Genomic DNA, 16,142 nt, shown 5'->3' on the forward strand with positions numbered 1-16,142 from the left:
AGGCCTCGGGAGCTACACGCAGTGAGCGACCGTGGGGGCTTTTAGGCGGCGAGGCGAAGGTTCTTGCCTTCAACAATTACCTTGGCGCCCACGGCCACCGCGCTGGACAGCTCCATATTGCGCACCGAGCCGTCATCCATGCGCACGCGCACTTCGTACACGGTGACCTTCTTCATGTTCTTTTCGATCTGGTTGCCGGCAAAAGCGCCGCCGGCCACGCCCAGCACGGTCATGGCCGTCTTGCCGTTGCCGCCGCCCACCTGGTTGCCCAGCAGGCCGCCGACCACGCCGCCGGCGACGGTGCCCAGGCCTATGGTGGTGTTGCCGACGTCAACGCCATTGACCTTGCCCTGGCGCTGCACCGGGGTCACGGCTTCCACCGTGCCGCAGGTGGCGCAGGCATTGGCGCGCGGCGAAGCCTGGGCCACCACGGTAGGCGTGGTGTGCGGCTTGGTGGTATGTGGTTTGGACGTGTCCGCCGCGAGCTTGGCGGCTGTCGCGGGTTCATTGGCGGGGGCGTAAGCCGATACGCCGGGCTGCGCGTCGGAGCGGTTGACGACCAGTGCGGCGGCCAGCGCCATGACGGTCACGCCTAGCACGGCGACGAGGGCGACGAGGGCCTTGCTGTGCTGCAGGCGCTGGGCAAAGCCCGGTTGGGAAGCGGAAACAACTTGGTTTTGGGTATCCATGGTGGAACTCCTTTGTAGGGGGAGTCCCAGTTGTAACCACGCCCTTGGATACATCCTGTAGGACGAAGTGACATTCGTAAGGAAAGCTTTCCGCATCCCGCTGAAAGTGTGCGTTTATGCGCACATTCAACCGCCTTTATGCCGCCCTCACAAAGCCTTGACCCGCGCTTTACACGCCTTTTTAGACGCCTCCGTGGGGGTGGGTCGGGTCCACCCAGAGCACGGTGTCGGGTTTCTCGACCGGCTCGATCTCCAGGTTGACGGCCACCGCCTCGCCGTCGCTGCGGCACAGCACACACTCCAGTACCTCGGTCGGGCTGGCGTTGATTTCCTGGTGCGGAACATAAGGCGGTACGTAAATAAAGTCGCCCGGGCCCGCCTCGGCGGTGAATTCCAGGCGCTCGCCCCAGCGCATGCGGGCCTTGCCGCGTATCACGTAGATCACGCTCTCCAGGTGGCCGTGGTGGTGGGCGCCGGTCTTGGCGTCGGCATGGATGGTGACGGTGCCGGCCCACAGCTTTTGCGCGCCCACGCGGGCGAAGTTGATGGCGGCGCGCCTGTCCATGCCCGGTGTCTGCGCGGTGTTGCTGTCGAGCTGGTTGCCCGCGATCACACGCACGCCGTCATGTTTCCACGGCGGGTCGGCCTGGCCCTGGGCATGGGGATGTGTATGCCCGGGGCCATGGGAATGATCGTGGTCATGCGGGTGGTGCGGCAGCGTGGGGTCGGTACTCATGCCGCCAGCGTACACCAGCGCCCGGCATTCAGTCCAGCACCACCACATGTCCTTCCAGCGGGTCCATGCGCCCGCCGTGCATGTCGTCGATCAAGGTTTGCGCGGCCTCAAACCCGCGGTGCTCACGCACCAGCATCCAGGGATCCCGCGTATCGCTGACGCGGCGGATAAAGGCCAGCTGTGCTTCATTGAAGCGCTGGTTGACCACGGCATGGCCCCAGTCGGCATTGCGTTTGCGTATCTGCACCGGCGCGAAGTAAAACTTCGGCTCGGGGCCCGGCATGTCCAGCGGACGCAGGAACTGCGTGTTCTGCGCCGAGCCCGCATAGCAGTCGTAGACCAGCGATTCGCCGAAATGCATGTGCACCGCCATGCGCAAGCCCTCGTCGCCCGAAAAATCCACATACAGCGTGGGCGTGCTGCGGTCCAGATTCGGCAATTCCTCGTAGCTCGCCACTTCGCCGTAGCAGCCCAGCGCCTCGACAAAACCCCTGTTGCGCGCCGAGGTCAGCGCGACCCGCTTGACCTGCGCAAAGGCTTCCAGGCAAAAAGCCGTGCCATAGGCGGTCTTGCTCGATGCGCTGGAAAACACCAGCTGCCGCGCGCCGAAGAAGGCGTTGTCCTGCAAAAAATCCGCCAGCATGAAGGAGGTGATGAACAGCGGGCGCACCAGCATCTGGTAGTTTTCGTCCTCGGGGCGGTAAGCGGCGTCGGCGCTGCAGCGCATGTACTGGTTGTAAGCCGAGGTCAGGGCCTTGCGGTGGGCGGTGCCGTCGTAAAAGCCGCGCTGAGTGACGCGCTCGGGCCGCACACGCAAATGGCTCGCAAGCGGAAAGTAGCCGTAAAAGCGCTCACCCACTTCCACGCCCGGCACGCTGGAGCTTTCCACATCGGCAAAACCCCACACCGGCATATGGCCCCAGTCCGCCTCGCCGGTCGGGAAAAAATCCCAGTACTGCATGGCGTCGCCAAAGGCCGCATAGGTGATGTTGTTGGTGGTGACGGCCACACGGCGGATTTTCAGGACGGCTTCGCCCGGGGTGTCGCCTGCGGGCTGTTGCTGGTCCACCCGGGTGTGATTCAATGCATTTTTGCGCGTGAGCAGCCGCGTCAGCGGGGCCGGATTGTTCATGGTGCCTCTTTCATTCCTGATCGGTGAGTGATGACCAATGTATAGCCGCCGCCCTCCTCCCGGGTTCGGAAAACCGCCGGCCGCCAAGCCCCTGAAACGCCCCACGCAGGCGCGCGCGGTATTCACCGTGCAGGCCATTTATGACGCCTTTGTTCGGATTTGGCGTCGCGACGGCTGGGACGGCGTGAGCACGCGCGCGGTGGCCCTGGAAACCGGCATTTCCGTCGGCACGCTGTACGACTATTTCCCCAACAAGGCCGCACTGCTGTCGGGTTATGTGCGGCACTGCATGGAGCAATTGCTGCTGGCGATAGAGCAGCAGGCGGTCACGCCGCCCGGGCTCAGCACGGAACAAAGATTGCGCACGCTGGTCCGCCTGGCCTGCGGTGTGAAGACGCCCGAGCTGCCCTGGTTCGACGCCGGCATGCTGGCGCTGGAAGCCGGCATTGCCGAGAGCAAACACCACAGGCGCGTGCACGAGGAACTGCTGGCCGCCTGGACGCGGGTGGTCGACGCCTGCACCGACCTGCCGCAGCGGCCGCCGGCCGAAACCATCCAGGCCATGCACCTGGCGGTCTGGGGTGGGCGCCGCTACAGCCTGCTGATTGGCCTTGGTGACATCGAAAGCGCCGCATGGGCGCGGGAGATGGAACGGCTGTGCCTGGCGCTCATCAAACCTGAATAAGGTTTATTTGTAGCGCTCGCGCGCCAGCGCCGCACCCTGGGCCAGTGCCTGCAGTTTTTTAAGCGCCACATCGCGGTCCATGGGCGCCAGGCCGCAGTTGGTGCAAGGCAGCAGGCGGTTCTTGGGCACATACTGCAGCGCCTTGCCTATGGTGTCGGCCACCTGTTCGGGTGTTTCGATCTCGTCGCTGGCCACGTCGATCACGCCGACCATCACGTCCTTGCCTTCGAGCAGTGCCATCAGGTGCGGCGGCACATGGGAGTGGTAGCACTCCAGGCTCACCTGCTGGATGCTGCTTTTGGCCAGCGCCGGGAACACGGTTTCGTACTGCCGCCATTCCTCGCCCAGCGAGGCCTTCCAGTCGGTGTTGGCCTTGATGCCGTAGCCGTAGCAGATGTGCACGGCCGTCGTGCAGGTCAGGCCCCGGGCCGCGACTTCCAGCGCTTTCACGCCCCAGTCGGCGGCGTCCTTCATATAGACATTGAAGGCCGGCTCGTCGAACTGGATGATGTCCACGCCGTCGGCCTGCAAGGCCAGTGCTTCCTGGTTCAGCAGCTCGGCAAAAGCCATGGCCATCTTGACCTTGTCACCGTAAAACCGGTCGGCCACGGTGTCGACAATCGTCATGGGGCCGGGCAGGGTGAACTTGATCTTCTTGCCGGTGTGGGCGCGCAGCAGCCGGGCCTCGGCCGCATGCACGCGGCCCTTGAGCCGGAGCGCGGCCACCACCTGCGGCACCATGGCGTCGTAGCGGTTGTCGCGTATGCCCATCTTGACCTTGTGCTCGAAATCAATGCCTTCGACCTGCTCGAGAAAGCCGTGCACAAAATGCTGGCGCGACTGCTCACCGTCGCCTATCACGTCCAGGCCCGCGTCTTCCTGTGCCTTGATCCACAGCAGCGTGGCGTCGGCCTTGGCCTGCTTGAGCTCCTCGCCCTCGGCCTTCCATTGCGGCCAGAGTTTTTTGGTTTCAGACAGCCAGGCCGGTTTGGGCAGGCTGCCGGCGATGGTGGCGCTGAAAAGCGGGCTTGCGGAGGGTGTCGTCATGGGGGCTTGTTTCCTTGTCTCGATCATTTCTTGTTCACGGCCTGCGTTTAGAAAAACTCGCGGGCCAGCAGTTCGTAGGAGCGGCGGCGGGCGGCCGGGTCGTGGGCCCAGGTGATCACCACCAATTCCTCAACCTCCAGTGTATTAGCCAGGGCCCGCAGTTTGGCGGCGACCTGCGGGCCGCTGCCGACAAATGCATGGGCCCTGAGTTTGTCGGCCTCCAGCTGTTCGGCCGGCGTGTAGGGGCGCTGCGCCACCTCTTCGGGCGACGGCAGGGCCGCGAGCGCGCCGCGGTTGCGGTCTATCTTCCAGCGCTCCCGGCCCGAAAAATGGTGCCAGGCTTCGGCCTCGGTGTCGGCCGCCAGCGCCCAGACGCAGAGCACGGCCTGCGGCGCGGGATGGCGCGGGCTGGGCCGGTAATTGGCGCGGTAGAGTTCCAGCGCCTGGTCAGCGCCCTGGCCGTCGGTGATGAAATAAGCGAACGCATAAGGCAGGCCATAATGCGCCGCCAGCTGCGCGCCGTAGTCCGAACTGCCCAGCATCCACATCTCGGGCGTGCTCGGGCCCATGGGATTGGCCGTCACGCCGCGGCCCGGGTGGCCTTCTGGCAGGTCGACGCCGGCCAGCCAGGCCTGCAGCTCGCGCACCTGGATCGGAAAATTCTCGGCCGACTGGCGCGGGTCGCTGCTGAGCAGCCGCGCCGTGCGCATGTCCGAGCCCGGCGCGCGCCCCACGCCCAGGTCTATGCGGCCCGGCGCAATGGCCTCGAGCACGCGGAACTGCTCGGCCACCTTGAGCGCCGCATAGTGCGGCAGCATCACACCGGCGCTGCCCACGCGTATGCGGCTGGTGGTCGCGGCGATCGCAGCCATCAGCACTTCGGGCGCGGAGCCGACGATGGTCGGGTGGCTGTGGTGCTCGCTGACCCAGAAGCGACGGTAGCCCAGGGCCTCGCAATGGCGGGCCAGGGTCAGGGTTTCACGGATGGAGGCGTCTTCCGTGCGGCCGGTGACGGCGACGGACTGGTCGAGGACGGACAGTTGCATGGTCGGGCCACTATAGCCAGCAGCGATAAACCGCGCTTGCCGGGGGTTTCGCCGGCAAGCTCGCGCGCTCTGTTCCAATAGAGGGTTAGTTCCCGTCCAGACCCGAGATAAAGAAGCACACCCTATGGCACTCAAAGCCACCATTTACAAAGCCCAGCTGGCCCTGTCCGACATGGACCGCAATATCTACGCCGACCACAGCGTGACGATTGCGCGCCACCCGTCGGAGGCCGATGAGCGCATGATGATCCGCCTGCTGGCCTTCGCGCTCAATGTGCCGGCCGACGACAAAAAGGGCAACCTGGAGTTCGCCAAGGACCTCTGGGACGTGGACGAGGCCGCGCTCTGGCACAAGGACTACACCGAGCAGATCCTGCACTGGATAGACGTGGGCCAGCCCGACGACAAGCGCCTGATGAAGGCCGCGGGCCGGGCTGAGCGCGTCAGTGTCTACAGCTTTGCCAGCAGCACGCCGGTCTGGTGGAAAAACATCGAAAGCAAACTTACACGTGCCGCCAACCTGGTGGTCTGGCAAATCGACGCGGCCGAGAGCCAGGCGCTGGCCAGACTCGCCGAGCGCAGCATGCAACTGCAGGTGACGGTGCAGGACGGCACGGTCTGGATGAGCACGGCGCTGGGCTCGGTGGAGATCACGCCGCGGCGGCTGACGGCCGGCGAATAAAACCAGGGCCGGCTAGGAAGCTTCAGCCTTCGCCTCCCGGCGCTGGTAAAGCGGCAGCCTGGCGCCGCAGTGAAAGCAGAAATCCGCTTCCGGCAAATGGCCTTCGGCCAGGCATTCATGGCAGCTGCGTGTGGTCGGCAAGGGCAGGTGTTGCAGGCGCCGCTCGGCCGCCATCTCGGCCGTGACGATGCCGGTGGGCACGGCCAGGATGCCCCAGCCCAGCAGCATCATGAAAGACGAGATCAGCCGGCCCAGGTCGGTCTTGGGAGTGATGTCGCCGAAGCCCACGGTGGTGACGGTGCTGATGGCCCAGTAGACCGAGGTCGGGATGCTGGTAAAGCCGTTGGACGGCCCTTCGACCACATACATCACCGTGCCCATGACCAGAACCATCATCACCACGGCCGACAGGAACACCAAAATCTTGCGCCCGCTGGCGGCCAGCGCCCGCCCCAGGGACTGGTATTCGGCCACATAGGCCGCGAGCTTGAAGATGCGGAACACGCGCAAGAGCCGCAGCACACGCACGTCGATGAGGGCGTGCAGCTCGGGAAAGAACAGCGCCAAATAGGTCGGCAGCACCGCGACCAGGTCGATGATGCCGAAAAAGCTGGTCGCGTACTGCAGCGGCTTGCGCACGCAGGCCAGGCGCGCGAGGTACTCGGCGGTGAACAGCAGCGTGAAGACCCATTCGACCACCGAGAACAGCTTCCCGTGCGCGGCATGCACGGACTGCACGCTGTCGGCCATCACCACGGCAATGCTGACCAGGATCAGGGCGATCAGCGCCTTGTCGAACAGCCGGCCCGCGCGGGTGTCGGCCTCGAAGATGATGGTGTAAAGCCGCAGCCGCCAGCCGGCCAGCGGCTTGCCGCCAAAGTCATCCAGTGTGGGCGGAGTGGGTTTGGCCATGGATGGGTTGCAGTTGCGGCACCGGCAATCAGGCCGTGGCCTGGCGGAACTTTGCCCAGGCGGCCGGCGTTGGCGTGGTGCTGGCGCCCGGCTGCTGCGGCAGGCTGAAGTGGCCGTCCACCACCTGGGCCGGTTCAAGAAAGCAATCCTTGATCCAGGGAATGTATTCCAGCACCACGCAGGCCGGGTGCGCGTGGTTCAGGTGCACGTGCACCTGGCTCATGTCGCCCGCATGCGGCGCCACCGGCAGCCGGAAGGAATGCGCGGTGTCGCAGACGCGCAGCACCTCCGTGATGCCGCCCATGCGGGTCACATCGGGCTGCACCCAGTGAATCGCCTCCTGGTGGAAAAATTCAGCGAAGGCGTCGTGGGTATAGAGCTGCTCGCCCAGCGCGACAGGAATGCGGGTGCTGCGCGCGAGCTGGGCATGGCCTTTCACATCGTCATACCAGAGCGGCTCTTCAATCCAGTACAGGTCAAAGGCTTCGGCGGCGCGGCAAAAGCGCTGGCAGGTGGGCAAATCCCATTTGCCGTTGCCGTCGGTCGCCATCGTGATGGACGGGCCTATGGCACGGCGCACGGCTTCCAGGCGTTTCAAGTCGCGGTCCACGCTGGAGCCTATCTTGACCTTGATGCCGGTAAAACCCTCGTCGACGGCGCGCTTCGCGCCGGCCACCAGTTGCTCGTCGGGAATGCTGAGCCAGCCTATGTCGGTGTTGTAGGCCCGCACTTTTTCGCGCACCTGGCCGCCCAGCAGCTTCCACAGCGGAACGCCAGCGGCTTTCGCCTTGAGGTCCCACAGCGCGATGTCGATCGCCGCCTGCGACAGCGTGGTGATGCCGGCGCGCCCCACCCACTGCAGGGCCGGGTTGCGCGCGAGCTTGAGCCACAGGCGGTTGGTATCCAGCGCGTCCTCTCCGACCAGCAGTGGGGCGTGGCAGGTTTCTATGCAACGCGTGATCAGCTGGTCGCTGGGCAGATGGGCATGGGTGCCGGTAAACCCGTAACCGCTCAGCCCCGTGTCGGTGTCTATCTGCGCGCCCACCACCCCCCAGTGCGAGATGGTGTGTGTACTGTCGGCGATCTGGGAGCCCGTCACGGGCACATGCAGGATGAAGGGCTTGACCGAGGTGATTTTCAAACGGGTCTCCAGAAAACAGGGCCGCGGCGGCCGGCACGCTCAGGACCCGCGCTGCTCGGCTTCCTGCAGCGCGCGCCACATGACCTTGCCCGAGCCGCTCTTGGGCAGCGCGTCGACAAACTGCACCACGCGCGGGTATTTGTAAGCCGCCATGTTATCCCGGCACCAGTTGATGATGTCTTCCTCGCTGGTATTGCCTTTGGCGGCGGGACGCAGCACTACCACGGCTTTCACGGTTTCGCCGCGGTAGGCGTCACGGGTCGAGATGATGCAGGCTTCCTGGATGGCCGGGTGCTTGAACATCAGCGCCTCGACCTCCGCCGGCCAGACCTTGAAGCCCGAGGCGTTGATCATGCGCTTGAGCCTGTCGGTGATGAAAAAGTAGCCCTCCTCGTCCATGCGGCCCAGGTCACCCGAGCGGAAAAAGCGCTTGCCGTCGAGTTCGATAAAAGCCTGCTCCGTCGCGTCCGGGCGCTTCCAGTAGCCCTGGAATACCTGCGGCCCGCTCATGATGATTTCGCCCTGCTCGCCCTGGGGCACTTCCTTGAGCGTGAGCGGGTCTATCACGCGCGCGTCGCAGCTCATGAAGGGCACGCCCAGGCATTGCTGCTTCGTGGCGTCATAGGGATTGCTGTGCGAGGGTGCGGCGGTTTCCGTAAGGCCGTAACCTTCGGCAAAGCGCAGGCCGTACTGCTCCCACAGGCGCTGTGCCACGGCCTGCGGCATGGCCGCGCCGCCGCCGCCGATGTAGACGAGGCTGCTCAGGTCGAAGGCAGCGAAGTTGGGGCTGGCCAGCAGGTCTATCACCATGGTGGGGATGTTGGTCCAGTGCGTCACGCGCCAGTGCGAGATCAGCCGCCCGGCCAGCTCGCGGTCCCAGCGCGGCATGATGACCAGCGTCGCGCTACCGTAAATGGATGCGTGCATCACCGACACCATACCGGTGATATGGAACATGGGCACCACCGACAGCGTCACGTTTTCGAAAGTGCTGCCGCCCCATAAACAGCTGGCCACCGCGTTGTGCATGATGCTGGCGTGGGTGTGCATGCAGCCCTTGGGCAGGCCGGTGGTGCCACTGGTATAGGGCAGCACGGCCAGGTCTTGCGGCGTGGCGGTGTGCGGCGGCAGCTCGCCCGCCTCCAGCGCTTTACCCGACGTTGCGTCGGCCCAGGCCATCACGCCGCCGCCTTCGAGCGCCGGCAGCGCATGGCGCGTGCCCAGCCATTCGCGCCAGGCTGGCGGCATGGCGGCGTCGCCCTCGCCCTCGCCTTCCCCGGCCAGGTCGAAGGCGTCGCTGTAATGGGTGACCACCATGTGCGAAAGCCGCTCGCCGGACGCCAGCTGCGCATTGGCCCTGGCGAGTTCGGCCGCCAGGTCGGCCGCCGTGATGGCGACTTTCACATCGGGGTCGGTGATGTAGTGCTTGAGCTCCTCGGCCCGGTTCATGGGATTGACCGGCACCACCACCGCGTTGGCGCGCAGGATGGCAAAGTGCGCGATCACCCACTGCGGGCAGTTCTGCATGTCGAGCAGCACGCGGTCGCCGCTGCGCACACCCAGGCTGTGCAGGGTGGCGGCCAGGCGCTCGGCCTGGCGCATGACCTCGGCGTAGCTGAGCACGCGGTTGAAGAACACCAGCGCGGGTTTGTCGGGAAAGCGCAGCGCGCTGACCGCGAGGTTGTGCCACAAGGAGGTGGCCGGTGGCGTGATGCTGTGCGGCAGGCGCTTGGGCCAGACCTGGTGGTGCAAGGTATGCGAGGTCGCGGCGGGGACGGCCTGGCCGGTATCGGATTCAAGGGACAAGAAGGGCTCCAGGCAAGTGCTGACTTGGGGGCTTCAGCCTACCCCGAGTCCGCGGCGCCCACATCCGGGAAGCCCCCGATAAAACACTGTCACTTGAGCGACCGCTGCTCACTATGATCAAACAGCACCGCGCGGCCCGGGCGTCGCTTACACGCGGAAACAAGCACAACAGGAGACTTCATGAATCGCATTCTCGCCTTGCCCCGCAAAGCGCTCACACTGCTGGCCGTCGCCGCACTGGCTTGCTCCACCGCCATGGCGGCATTTCCCGACAAGCCCATACGCGTCGTCATCGGCTTTCCGGCCGGCGGCCCGCTGGACCAGCATGCACGCCTGCTGACCGAGCGCCTGCAAGCGGTGCTGGGCCAGCCCATCGTGATCGACTACAAGTCGGGCGCCGGCGGAACCGTGGGCGCCCAGGATGTCATGAAGGCCCCGCCCGACGGCTACACCCTGATGCTGGCCAACACCGGCGTGATGGTGATCAACCCCGCGCTGTACAGCAAGCTGCCCTACAACACGCTCAAAGACTTCACGCCGATCGCGCGCACCGCCATGCAGCCGCTGGCCCTGCTGGTCAACCCCAAGCTGCCGGTCAACAACCTGCAGGAATTCATCGCCTACACCAAGGCCAGGCCCGGCCAGGTCAACTACGGCTCGGCCGGCAACGGCGGCATCAGCCATCTCGTACCCGAGATGTTCAAGAACGCCACCGGGCTGTTCATGGTCCATATTCCCTACCGCGGAAGCGCGCCGGCCTTTACCGACCTGATGGCCGGCCAGGTGCAGTTCATGGGCGAATCCATTCCGCAGGCCGCCAACTACCACAAGCAGGGCAAGGTGCGCGCCCTGGCCGTGACCAGCAAGGAGCGCAACCCGGCCCTGCCCGACATCCCGACCGTCATCGAATCGGGCATCAAAGGTTTTGAAGTGGTCGGGTTTTACGGCTTCCTCGCACCGGCCGGCCTGCCCAGGGACGTGACCGCCAAGCTGAGCGACGCCTTCAAGCAGGTCATGAACAACCCGGACATCCGCAACCGCATGGTGGCCCAGGGCGCCGACCCGGCCTTTATGGGCAGCGAGGAGTTCACGCAGTTCCTGGCCGCTGAAATGCCGCGCTGGGCCCAGGCCGTCAAGGCTTCCGGTGCCAAGATGGACTGAGGGGCCGCGGGAAGGGCAATCCCCTTTCTGGTGCGGGCGGTTACCTGAAAAGCCGCATGCCGGTGCATAAGCACGCCAGACGGGTGCACATATCTTGTATACCAAATAGTGACAAATTCAACGAAATCACGCCGGAAAAGGGTAAATGCCGGATCCAAAAAATAAGAAGAAGGTATAGGCTGGCCAGGTCAACGGTTCAAGCCGATACGCCTGTCAGGAAACCGCGCAGGCCTTGCCAGCCCCTCTTTTTGCGCCGGAAACGGGACTCCCGTTTTTTTGGCCAAAGATTGGCACAAGACTTGCACGCAAGATTCCGGATTCAGGTCGCATCGGCGCAAATCGGTATGACTTTTTCAACCTACGGAGCGTGCCATGACCTCAAGTAAATTCCTGCTTTCGCTGAGCCTGACGGTTCTTTCACTCCTGTCGAGCTTTGGCGTCCATGCGCAAAGCGCCCTGGACACCATCCTCAAGAACAAAAAAATCACCATCGCGGTTCCGCCCGACTTTCCGCCTTATGGCTCCATGGGGGCGGACTTCAAGATCCAGGGCCTCGACGTCGACATGGCCAACTACATTGGCGCCAAATTGGGCGTGACGGTCGATGTGATTCCCGTCAGCAGTGCCAACCGCATTCCCTACCTGCAGACGAAAAAGGCGTCGCTGGTGATCGCGACCCTGGGCAAAAACCCCGACCGGGAAAAGCAGATTGACTTCGCCGGCGCGTATTCGCCCTTCTTCCAGGCCGTCTTTGGCCCAAGAACACTCAATATCAAGAGCTTCACCGACCTGGCGGGAAAAACCATTGGGGTGACGCGCGGCTCGGTCGAGGACGAGGAACTCAACAAGCTGGCCCCCTCGGGCACTGATATCCGCCGCTTTGACGACAACTTCAAGACGGTGAACGCCTTCACCGCCGGCCAGGTGCAGCTCATCGCCACGGGCGCTTCGGTGGCCGGCAACATCATGAGCAAGAGCCCGCAGCTGCGCACCGAGTACAAGCTGCTGCTCAAGGAAAGCCCCAACTTTATCGGCGTGCCCAAAGGGGAGGACACGCTTCGCCTGACCGTCAACGGCATCCTTGCGGAAGCCAAGAAAAACGGCGACCTGGACAAGATTTCGCTTAAATGGCTGGGACGCCCCGCGGGCGATTTGCCGCAATAAATGGATGCAGCCGGGAGGGTAGCCCCCTCCCGAGAAAATCCCGATGTGACACACCAATCTTGTATACAAATATTGAGTTAACTCCTCTACATTTGCACCATGGCCACCGCCCCCGACATCAGCAACCGCATCATCGAAGCCGTGATGGCGCAAAAGCTCGCACCCGGCTCGCGCCTGGGTGAGCAGCAGCTGGCCCTGCTGTTTGACTGCAGCCGCACCATCGTCCGCGAAGCCCTGACCCGGCTGGCGGTGCGCGGCATCGTCACCGTCAGCAGCCGGCGCGGCTGGTATGTCATAGAACCCTCCCAGGAGGAAGCGCGCGAGGCCTTCGAGGCGCGCCGCGTGATCGAGATGGGCCTGATCCGCTGCACCACCGACGTCAGCAAGGCCGCCATCAAGCAGCTCAAGAGCCACCTGACCCGCGAAAAAGCCGCCATCAAGGGCGACGACGTGGGCCTGCGCAGCTTTTTGCTGGGTGACTTCCATGTCTGCCTGGCCGAATGCCTGGGCAACAACCTGCTGGCCGACACCCTGCGCGACTTCACCGCGCGCACCACGCTGATCGCCATGCTGTACCAGTCCTCGCACGACGCGGCGCAGTCCTGCGAGGAGCATGTGCTCATCGTGCAGGCACTCGAAAAAGGCGACCTGGCCAAAGCCGAAAAACTCATGCAGGCGCATATCGGCAGCGTGCAGGCCGCGCTCAAGCTGCAGGCCGGCGCCGGCGATCCGCTGGCGCAACTGCGCAGCGCGCTGAGCCCGCTGGCCGCGCAGGACAGCAAACCGGCGTCTTCCGCGCCATCCCGTGTTCGCAAAACCGGCCGCACCGCGGCCAAACCCTCTGACGATTCCTCAACCTACCTTGGAGCCCTGCTATGAAGTCCAGCAAACGCGTTTTTTCTCTCGCCCTCGCCGCAGCCGCGGTGCTGGCCGCCACCGGCGCCCATGCGCAAACCGCGCTGGACGACATCATGAAGGCCAAGGAAATCAAGATCGCGATCCCGACCGACTTCCCGCCCTACGGCATGGTCGGCACCGACCTGAAGCCCCAGGGCCTGGATGTCGAGATGGCCGGCTACATCGCGCAAAAACTCGGCGTCAAGGTGGAACTGGTTCCCGTGACCAGCGCCAACCGTATCGCCTACCTGCAAACCAAAAAGGCCGACCTGGTGATCTCCACGCTGGGTAAAACCGCGGAGCGCGAAAAAGTCATCGACTTCACCGCCGCCTACACCCCCTTCTTCCAGGCCGTGTTCGGCCCCAAGAGCGTGAACGTGAAGTCCTTCGCCGACCTCAGCGGCAAAACCATCAGCGTGACGCGCGCCGCCCTGGAAGACCAGGAACTCACCAAGGTCGCCCCGGCCGGCACGGACATCAAGCGCTTTGAAGACAACAACACCACGGTCTCGGCCTACACCGCCGGCCAGGTGCAGCTGATCGCCACGGGCGCCTCGGTGGCCGGCAACATGATGGCCAAGAACCCGCAACTCAACACCGAGTACAAGCTGCTGCTCAAAGACTCCCCCAACTTCATCGGCGTGGCCAAGGGCGAAGACAAGCTGCGCGCCAAGGTCAATGAAGTGATTGCCGAAGCCAAGAAAAACGGCGACCTCGACAAACTGGCCCTCAAGTGGCTGGGCCGCCCCGCTGGCGATTTGCCGCAATAAACGTTGCACACCCCCGTTGCGCTTCGCTTCGCGTAAGCGCCTCCCCCCTTGCAGGGGGCGCCGCTTGCGGCCCGGCAAAGCCGGTTCCGCTGCGGCCGCTGGCCTGCAAGCAGCCCTCAATAACAGGAAGTGAATCAGATGCGTGTCGAGCTTGATTTCATGGCCGTGCTGTCGCAGTGGCCGCTGTTGGCCACCGGCGTCGTGTGGACGCTGGGCCTGACGGCAATCTCGTCTGTGGCCGGCGTGTTTGTGGGCATGGGCTTTGCCTGGGCGCGCGCGAGCGGCCCCAGCTGGCTGCGTTGGGTGGTGGGCACTTACGTCGAGCTGATACGCAACACGCCTTTTATCGTGCAGCTGTTTTTCATCTTTTTCGGCCTGCCGGCCCTGGGCTTCAAGCTCTCGCCCGAGATGGCCTCGGTGCTGGCCATGGTGATCAACCTCGCGGCCTATGCCACCGAGATCATCCGTGCCGGCGTTGAAGCCACGCCGCGCGGGCAGATCGAAGCGGCCGAAAGCCTGGCGCTCAACCGCGTGCAGATCTACACCCGCGTGGTGCTGCCGCCCGCGCTCAAGAAAGTCTGGCCCGCCATGGTGAGCCAGATCATCATCGTGATGCTGGGCTCGGCCGTTTGCGGCCAGATCTCGACGCAGGAGCTGTCTTACGCCGCCAACCTGATCCAGGGCCGCAACTTCCGCGCCTTTGAGGCCTTCATCGTTGCGACGTTGATTTACCTGGTGCTGTCCGTTGCCGTGCGCAAGCTGCTGAACTGGGCCGGCCCGAAATTTCTCTTCGGTCGGTAACAGGAAAGGCCGGGCAACACCATGATTGAATTTTCCATCTGGGACATCTTCCGCAACCTGCTGCTCGCGGCGCGCTGGACCGTCGTGCTCTCGCTGGTCGCCTTCATAGGCGGCGGCCTGGTCGGCGCGCTGCTGCTGGTGGGCCGGCTGTCGGCCGCGCGTTCGGCGCCGGGCGCGCAAAAAGCCGCCCGCATGGTGCGCCGCGCGCTGGACGGCTATGTGCTGCTGTTCCAGGGCACGCCGCTGCTGATGCAGCTTTTTCTGGCCTACTTCGGCCTGGCGCTTTTCGGCATCAATGTGCCGGCCTGGGTGGCGGCCGGGGTGGCGCTCACGCTGTACACCAGCGCCTACCTGGCCGAGATCTGGCGCGGCTGCGTCGACGCGATCCCCAAGGGCCAGTGGGAGGCCGCGCAAAGCCTGGCGCTCAATTTCGGCGAACAGCTGCGCTACATCGTGCTGCCCCAGGCGGTGCGCATCGCCGTGCCGCCCACCGTGGGTTTCCTGGTGCAGGTCATCAAGGGCACGGCGCTGGCCTCGGTGATCGGCTTTATCGAGCTGACCAAGGCCGGCACCATGATCACCAACGCCACCTTCAAACCCTTTGTGGTCTACAGCTGTGTGGCGCTGATGTACTTCGCGCTGTGTTTCCCCGTGTCCCTGTATGCCCGCAAGCTTGAGAGGAAAGCCCGCCATGGACGTTAACATCACCCCATCCCCCGCAACGGCCGACAGGACTTTGGTCGAGATCAACCAGCTGCGCAAGAGCTTCGGCGCCAACGAGGTGCTCAAAGGCATAGACCTGGAGGTCAAGGCCGGCGAAGTGATCGCCATCATCGGCAAAAGCGGTTCGGGCAAAAGCACGCTGCTGCGCTGCATCAACGGCCTGGAAGTATTCCAGAGCGGCACGCTGCGCGTGGACGGCAAACACCTGCTGCACGACAACCCGCAGGTCATGCGCGAGCTGCGCCAGCGCGTGGGCATGATCTTCCAGAGCTTCAACCTGTTCCCGCACCTGACCGTCGGCAAGAACATCATGCTGGCTCCCACCCTGGTCAAGAAGACGGCCGGCGCGCCCGCGGCCGAGCATGCACGCGCGCTGCTGCAGCGCGTGGGCCTGGCCGAGAAATTCGATGCCTGGCCCGACCAGCTCTCCGGCGGGCAGCAGCAGCGCGTGGCGATCGCGCGCGCGCTGGCCATGCAGCCTTCGGTGTTGCTGTGCGATGAAATCACCTCGGCGCTGGACCCGGAACTGGTGGGCGAGGTGCTGCAGGTGGTGGAAAGCCTGGCCGCCGAAGGCATGACCTTGCTGATGGTCACGCACGAGATGAGCTTCGCCCGCAAGGTCTGCGACCGCGTGGTCTTTATGCACCAGGGCCGCGTGCACGAAATCGGCCCACCCGACGAAGTATTCTCGAATCCGCAGACCGCCGAGCTCAAGCAGTTCCTCGGCATGATCCAGTAAGCGCGGGCGGC

The 16,142-nt window shown here is 64.5% G+C and carries 17 protein-coding genes; 9 read left to right on the forward strand and 8 right to left on the reverse strand.

Annotation, left to right across the window (positions count from 1 at the left end):
• Positions 1–41: 41 nt before the first annotated feature.
• From ACEN9P_RS03035 to ACEN9P_RS03045, 3 genes are all read right to left on the reverse strand, one after another.
• The gene (locus ACEN9P_RS03035) at positions 42–689 is read right to left on the reverse strand and encodes a glycine zipper 2TM domain-containing protein (protein ID WP_477661794.1); all 648 of its coding nucleotides are present in this window, start codon (positions 687–689) and stop codon (positions 42–44) included.
• A 181-nt stretch (positions 690–870) separates the two neighbouring features.
• On the reverse strand, positions 871–1,425 hold the full coding sequence (locus ACEN9P_RS03040) for a cupin domain-containing protein (RefSeq protein ID WP_074577379.1): 555 nt from the start codon (positions 1,423–1,425) through the stop codon (positions 871–873).
• A gap of 28 nt (positions 1,426–1,453) precedes the next feature.
• Complete coding sequence (locus tag ACEN9P_RS03045; RefSeq protein ID WP_477661796.1) at positions 1,454–2,557, reverse strand: DUF2855 family protein; 1,104 nt, start codon at positions 2,555–2,557, stop codon at positions 1,454–1,456.
• A 37-nt stretch (positions 2,558–2,594) separates the two neighbouring features.
• Between ACEN9P_RS03045 and ACEN9P_RS03050 the strand changes: the two genes are divergently transcribed.
• Positions 2,595–3,242: a TetR/AcrR family transcriptional regulator gene (locus tag ACEN9P_RS03050; RefSeq protein ID WP_495621048.1), complete on the forward strand. Its 648-nt coding sequence runs from the start codon at positions 2,595–2,597 to the stop codon at positions 3,240–3,242.
• A gap of 3 nt (positions 3,243–3,245) precedes the next feature.
• Here the strand turns inward: ACEN9P_RS03050 and ACEN9P_RS03055 are convergent, their stop codons facing one another.
• A complete protein-coding gene (locus ACEN9P_RS03055) occupies positions 3,246–4,289 on the reverse strand; it encodes a methionine synthase (protein WP_477661798.1) in 1,044 nt (347 codons plus the stop codon).
• A gap of 47 nt (positions 4,290–4,336) precedes the next feature.
• Positions 4,337–5,335 (reverse strand): LLM class flavin-dependent oxidoreductase, encoded by a 999-nt coding sequence (locus tag ACEN9P_RS03060; RefSeq protein ID WP_495621049.1) that lies wholly within the window; start codon positions 5,333–5,335, stop codon positions 4,337–4,339.
• 124 nt (positions 5,336–5,459) lie between these two features.
• Here ACEN9P_RS03060 and ACEN9P_RS03065 point away from each other — a divergent pair, with 124 nt between their 5' ends.
• Positions 5,460–6,017 (forward strand): YaeQ family protein, encoded by a 558-nt coding sequence (locus tag ACEN9P_RS03065; RefSeq protein ID WP_477661800.1) that lies wholly within the window; start codon positions 5,460–5,462, stop codon positions 6,015–6,017.
• A 12-nt stretch (positions 6,018–6,029) separates the two neighbouring features.
• On the opposite strand, the gene ACEN9P_RS03070 is transcribed toward ACEN9P_RS03065, so the two are convergent.
• The 3 genes from ACEN9P_RS03070 to ACEN9P_RS03080 are packed head-to-tail and all read right to left on the reverse strand — an operon-like array spanning position 6,030 to position 9,876.
• On the reverse strand, positions 6,030–6,929 hold the full coding sequence (locus ACEN9P_RS03070; protein WP_495621050.1) for an ion transporter: 900 nt from the start codon (positions 6,927–6,929) through the stop codon (positions 6,030–6,032).
• Between the two features lie 28 nt (positions 6,930–6,957).
• Positions 6,958–8,070: a mandelate racemase/muconate lactonizing enzyme family protein gene (locus tag ACEN9P_RS03075; protein ID WP_495621051.1), complete on the reverse strand. Its 1,113-nt coding sequence runs from the start codon at positions 8,068–8,070 to the stop codon at positions 6,958–6,960.
• A 39-nt stretch (positions 8,071–8,109) separates the two neighbouring features.
• Positions 8,110–9,876, reverse strand: a complete 1,767-nt coding sequence (locus ACEN9P_RS03080; protein ID WP_495621052.1) for a long-chain fatty acid--CoA ligase — start codon at positions 9,874–9,876, stop codon at positions 8,110–8,112.
• Positions 9,877–10,056: 180 nt separating this feature from the next.
• Between ACEN9P_RS03080 and ACEN9P_RS03085 the strand changes: the two genes are divergently transcribed.
• The 7 genes from ACEN9P_RS03085 to ACEN9P_RS03115 all read left to right on the forward strand — a co-directional run bounded on the left by ACEN9P_RS03085 (position 10,057) and on the right by ACEN9P_RS03115 (position 16,131).
• Complete coding sequence (locus ACEN9P_RS03085; RefSeq protein ID WP_477661804.1) at positions 10,057–11,037, forward strand: Bug family tripartite tricarboxylate transporter substrate binding protein; 981 nt, start codon at positions 10,057–10,059, stop codon at positions 11,035–11,037.
• A 372-nt stretch (positions 11,038–11,409) separates the two neighbouring features.
• Positions 11,410–12,201, forward strand: a complete 792-nt coding sequence (locus tag ACEN9P_RS03090; protein ID WP_074577399.1) for a transporter substrate-binding domain-containing protein — start codon at positions 11,410–11,412, stop codon at positions 12,199–12,201.
• Positions 12,202–12,300: 99 nt separating this feature from the next.
• Positions 12,301–13,080, forward strand: coding sequence for a GntR family transcriptional regulator (locus ACEN9P_RS03095; RefSeq protein ID WP_477661805.1), 780 nt, complete (start codon positions 12,301–12,303; stop codon positions 13,078–13,080).
• Positions 13,077–13,868 (forward strand): transporter substrate-binding domain-containing protein, encoded by a 792-nt coding sequence (locus ACEN9P_RS03100; RefSeq protein WP_477661806.1) that lies wholly within the window; start codon positions 13,077–13,079, stop codon positions 13,866–13,868. Before ACEN9P_RS03095 ends, ACEN9P_RS03100 begins: the two co-directional genes overlap by 4 nt.
• A gap of 138 nt (positions 13,869–14,006) precedes the next feature.
• The gene (locus ACEN9P_RS03105) at positions 14,007–14,669 is read left to right on the forward strand and encodes an amino acid ABC transporter permease (RefSeq protein WP_477661807.1); all 663 of its coding nucleotides are present in this window, start codon (positions 14,007–14,009) and stop codon (positions 14,667–14,669) included.
• A gap of 21 nt (positions 14,670–14,690) precedes the next feature.
• Positions 14,691–15,371: an amino acid ABC transporter permease gene (locus tag ACEN9P_RS03110; protein WP_477661808.1), complete on the forward strand. Its 681-nt coding sequence runs from the start codon at positions 14,691–14,693 to the stop codon at positions 15,369–15,371.
• The gene (locus ACEN9P_RS03115) at positions 15,361–16,131 is read left to right on the forward strand and encodes an amino acid ABC transporter ATP-binding protein (protein WP_495621053.1); all 771 of its coding nucleotides are present in this window, start codon (positions 15,361–15,363) and stop codon (positions 16,129–16,131) included. The genes ACEN9P_RS03110 and ACEN9P_RS03115 overlap by 11 nt, the downstream gene beginning before the upstream one ends.
• Positions 16,132–16,142 lie beyond the last annotated feature (11 nt).

It is taken from the genome of Polaromonas sp. Polasp52, assembly GCF_059491565.1.

Bases quoted from the DNA above. Each gene is read 5' to 3' on its own strand.
- ACEN9P_RS03095 (WP_477661805.1), top strand. From the start codon at position 12,301: ATGGCCACCGCCCCCGACATCAGCAACCGCATCATCGAAGCCGTGATG.
- ACEN9P_RS03045 (WP_477661796.1), bottom strand. From the start codon at position 2,557: ATGAACAATCCGGCCCCGCTGACGCGGCTGCTCACGCGCAAAAATGCA.
- ACEN9P_RS03085 (WP_477661804.1), top strand. From the start codon at position 10,057: ATGAATCGCATTCTCGCCTTGCCCCGCAAAGCGCTCACACTGCTGGCC.
- ACEN9P_RS03055 (WP_477661798.1), bottom strand. From the start codon at position 4,289: ATGACGACACCCTCCGCAAGCCCGCTTTTCAGCGCCACCATCGCCGGC.
- ACEN9P_RS03090 (WP_074577399.1), top strand. From the start codon at position 11,410: ATGACCTCAAGTAAATTCCTGCTTTCGCTGAGCCTGACGGTTCTTTCA.
- ACEN9P_RS03070 (WP_495621050.1), bottom strand. From the start codon at position 6,929: ATGGCCAAACCCACTCCGCCCACACTGGATGACTTTGGCGGCAAGCCG.
- ACEN9P_RS03050 (WP_495621048.1), top strand. From the start codon at position 2,595: ATGTATAGCCGCCGCCCTCCTCCCGGGTTCGGAAAACCGCCGGCCGCC.
- ACEN9P_RS03040 (WP_074577379.1), bottom strand. From the start codon at position 1,425: ATGAGTACCGACCCCACGCTGCCGCACCACCCGCATGACCACGATCAT.
- ACEN9P_RS03065 (WP_477661800.1), top strand. From the start codon at position 5,460: ATGGCACTCAAAGCCACCATTTACAAAGCCCAGCTGGCCCTGTCCGAC.
- ACEN9P_RS03110 (WP_477661808.1), top strand. From the start codon at position 14,691: ATGATTGAATTTTCCATCTGGGACATCTTCCGCAACCTGCTGCTCGCG.
- ACEN9P_RS03105 (WP_477661807.1), top strand. From the start codon at position 14,007: ATGCGTGTCGAGCTTGATTTCATGGCCGTGCTGTCGCAGTGGCCGCTG.
- ACEN9P_RS03035 (WP_477661794.1), bottom strand. From the start codon at position 689: ATGGATACCCAAAACCAAGTTGTTTCCGCTTCCCAACCGGGCTTTGCC.
- ACEN9P_RS03100 (WP_477661806.1), top strand. From the start codon at position 13,077: ATGAAGTCCAGCAAACGCGTTTTTTCTCTCGCCCTCGCCGCAGCCGCG.
- ACEN9P_RS03060 (WP_495621049.1), bottom strand. From the start codon at position 5,335: ATGCAACTGTCCGTCCTCGACCAGTCCGTCGCCGTCACCGGCCGCACG.
- ACEN9P_RS03115 (WP_495621053.1), top strand. From the start codon at position 15,361: ATGGACGTTAACATCACCCCATCCCCCGCAACGGCCGACAGGACTTTG.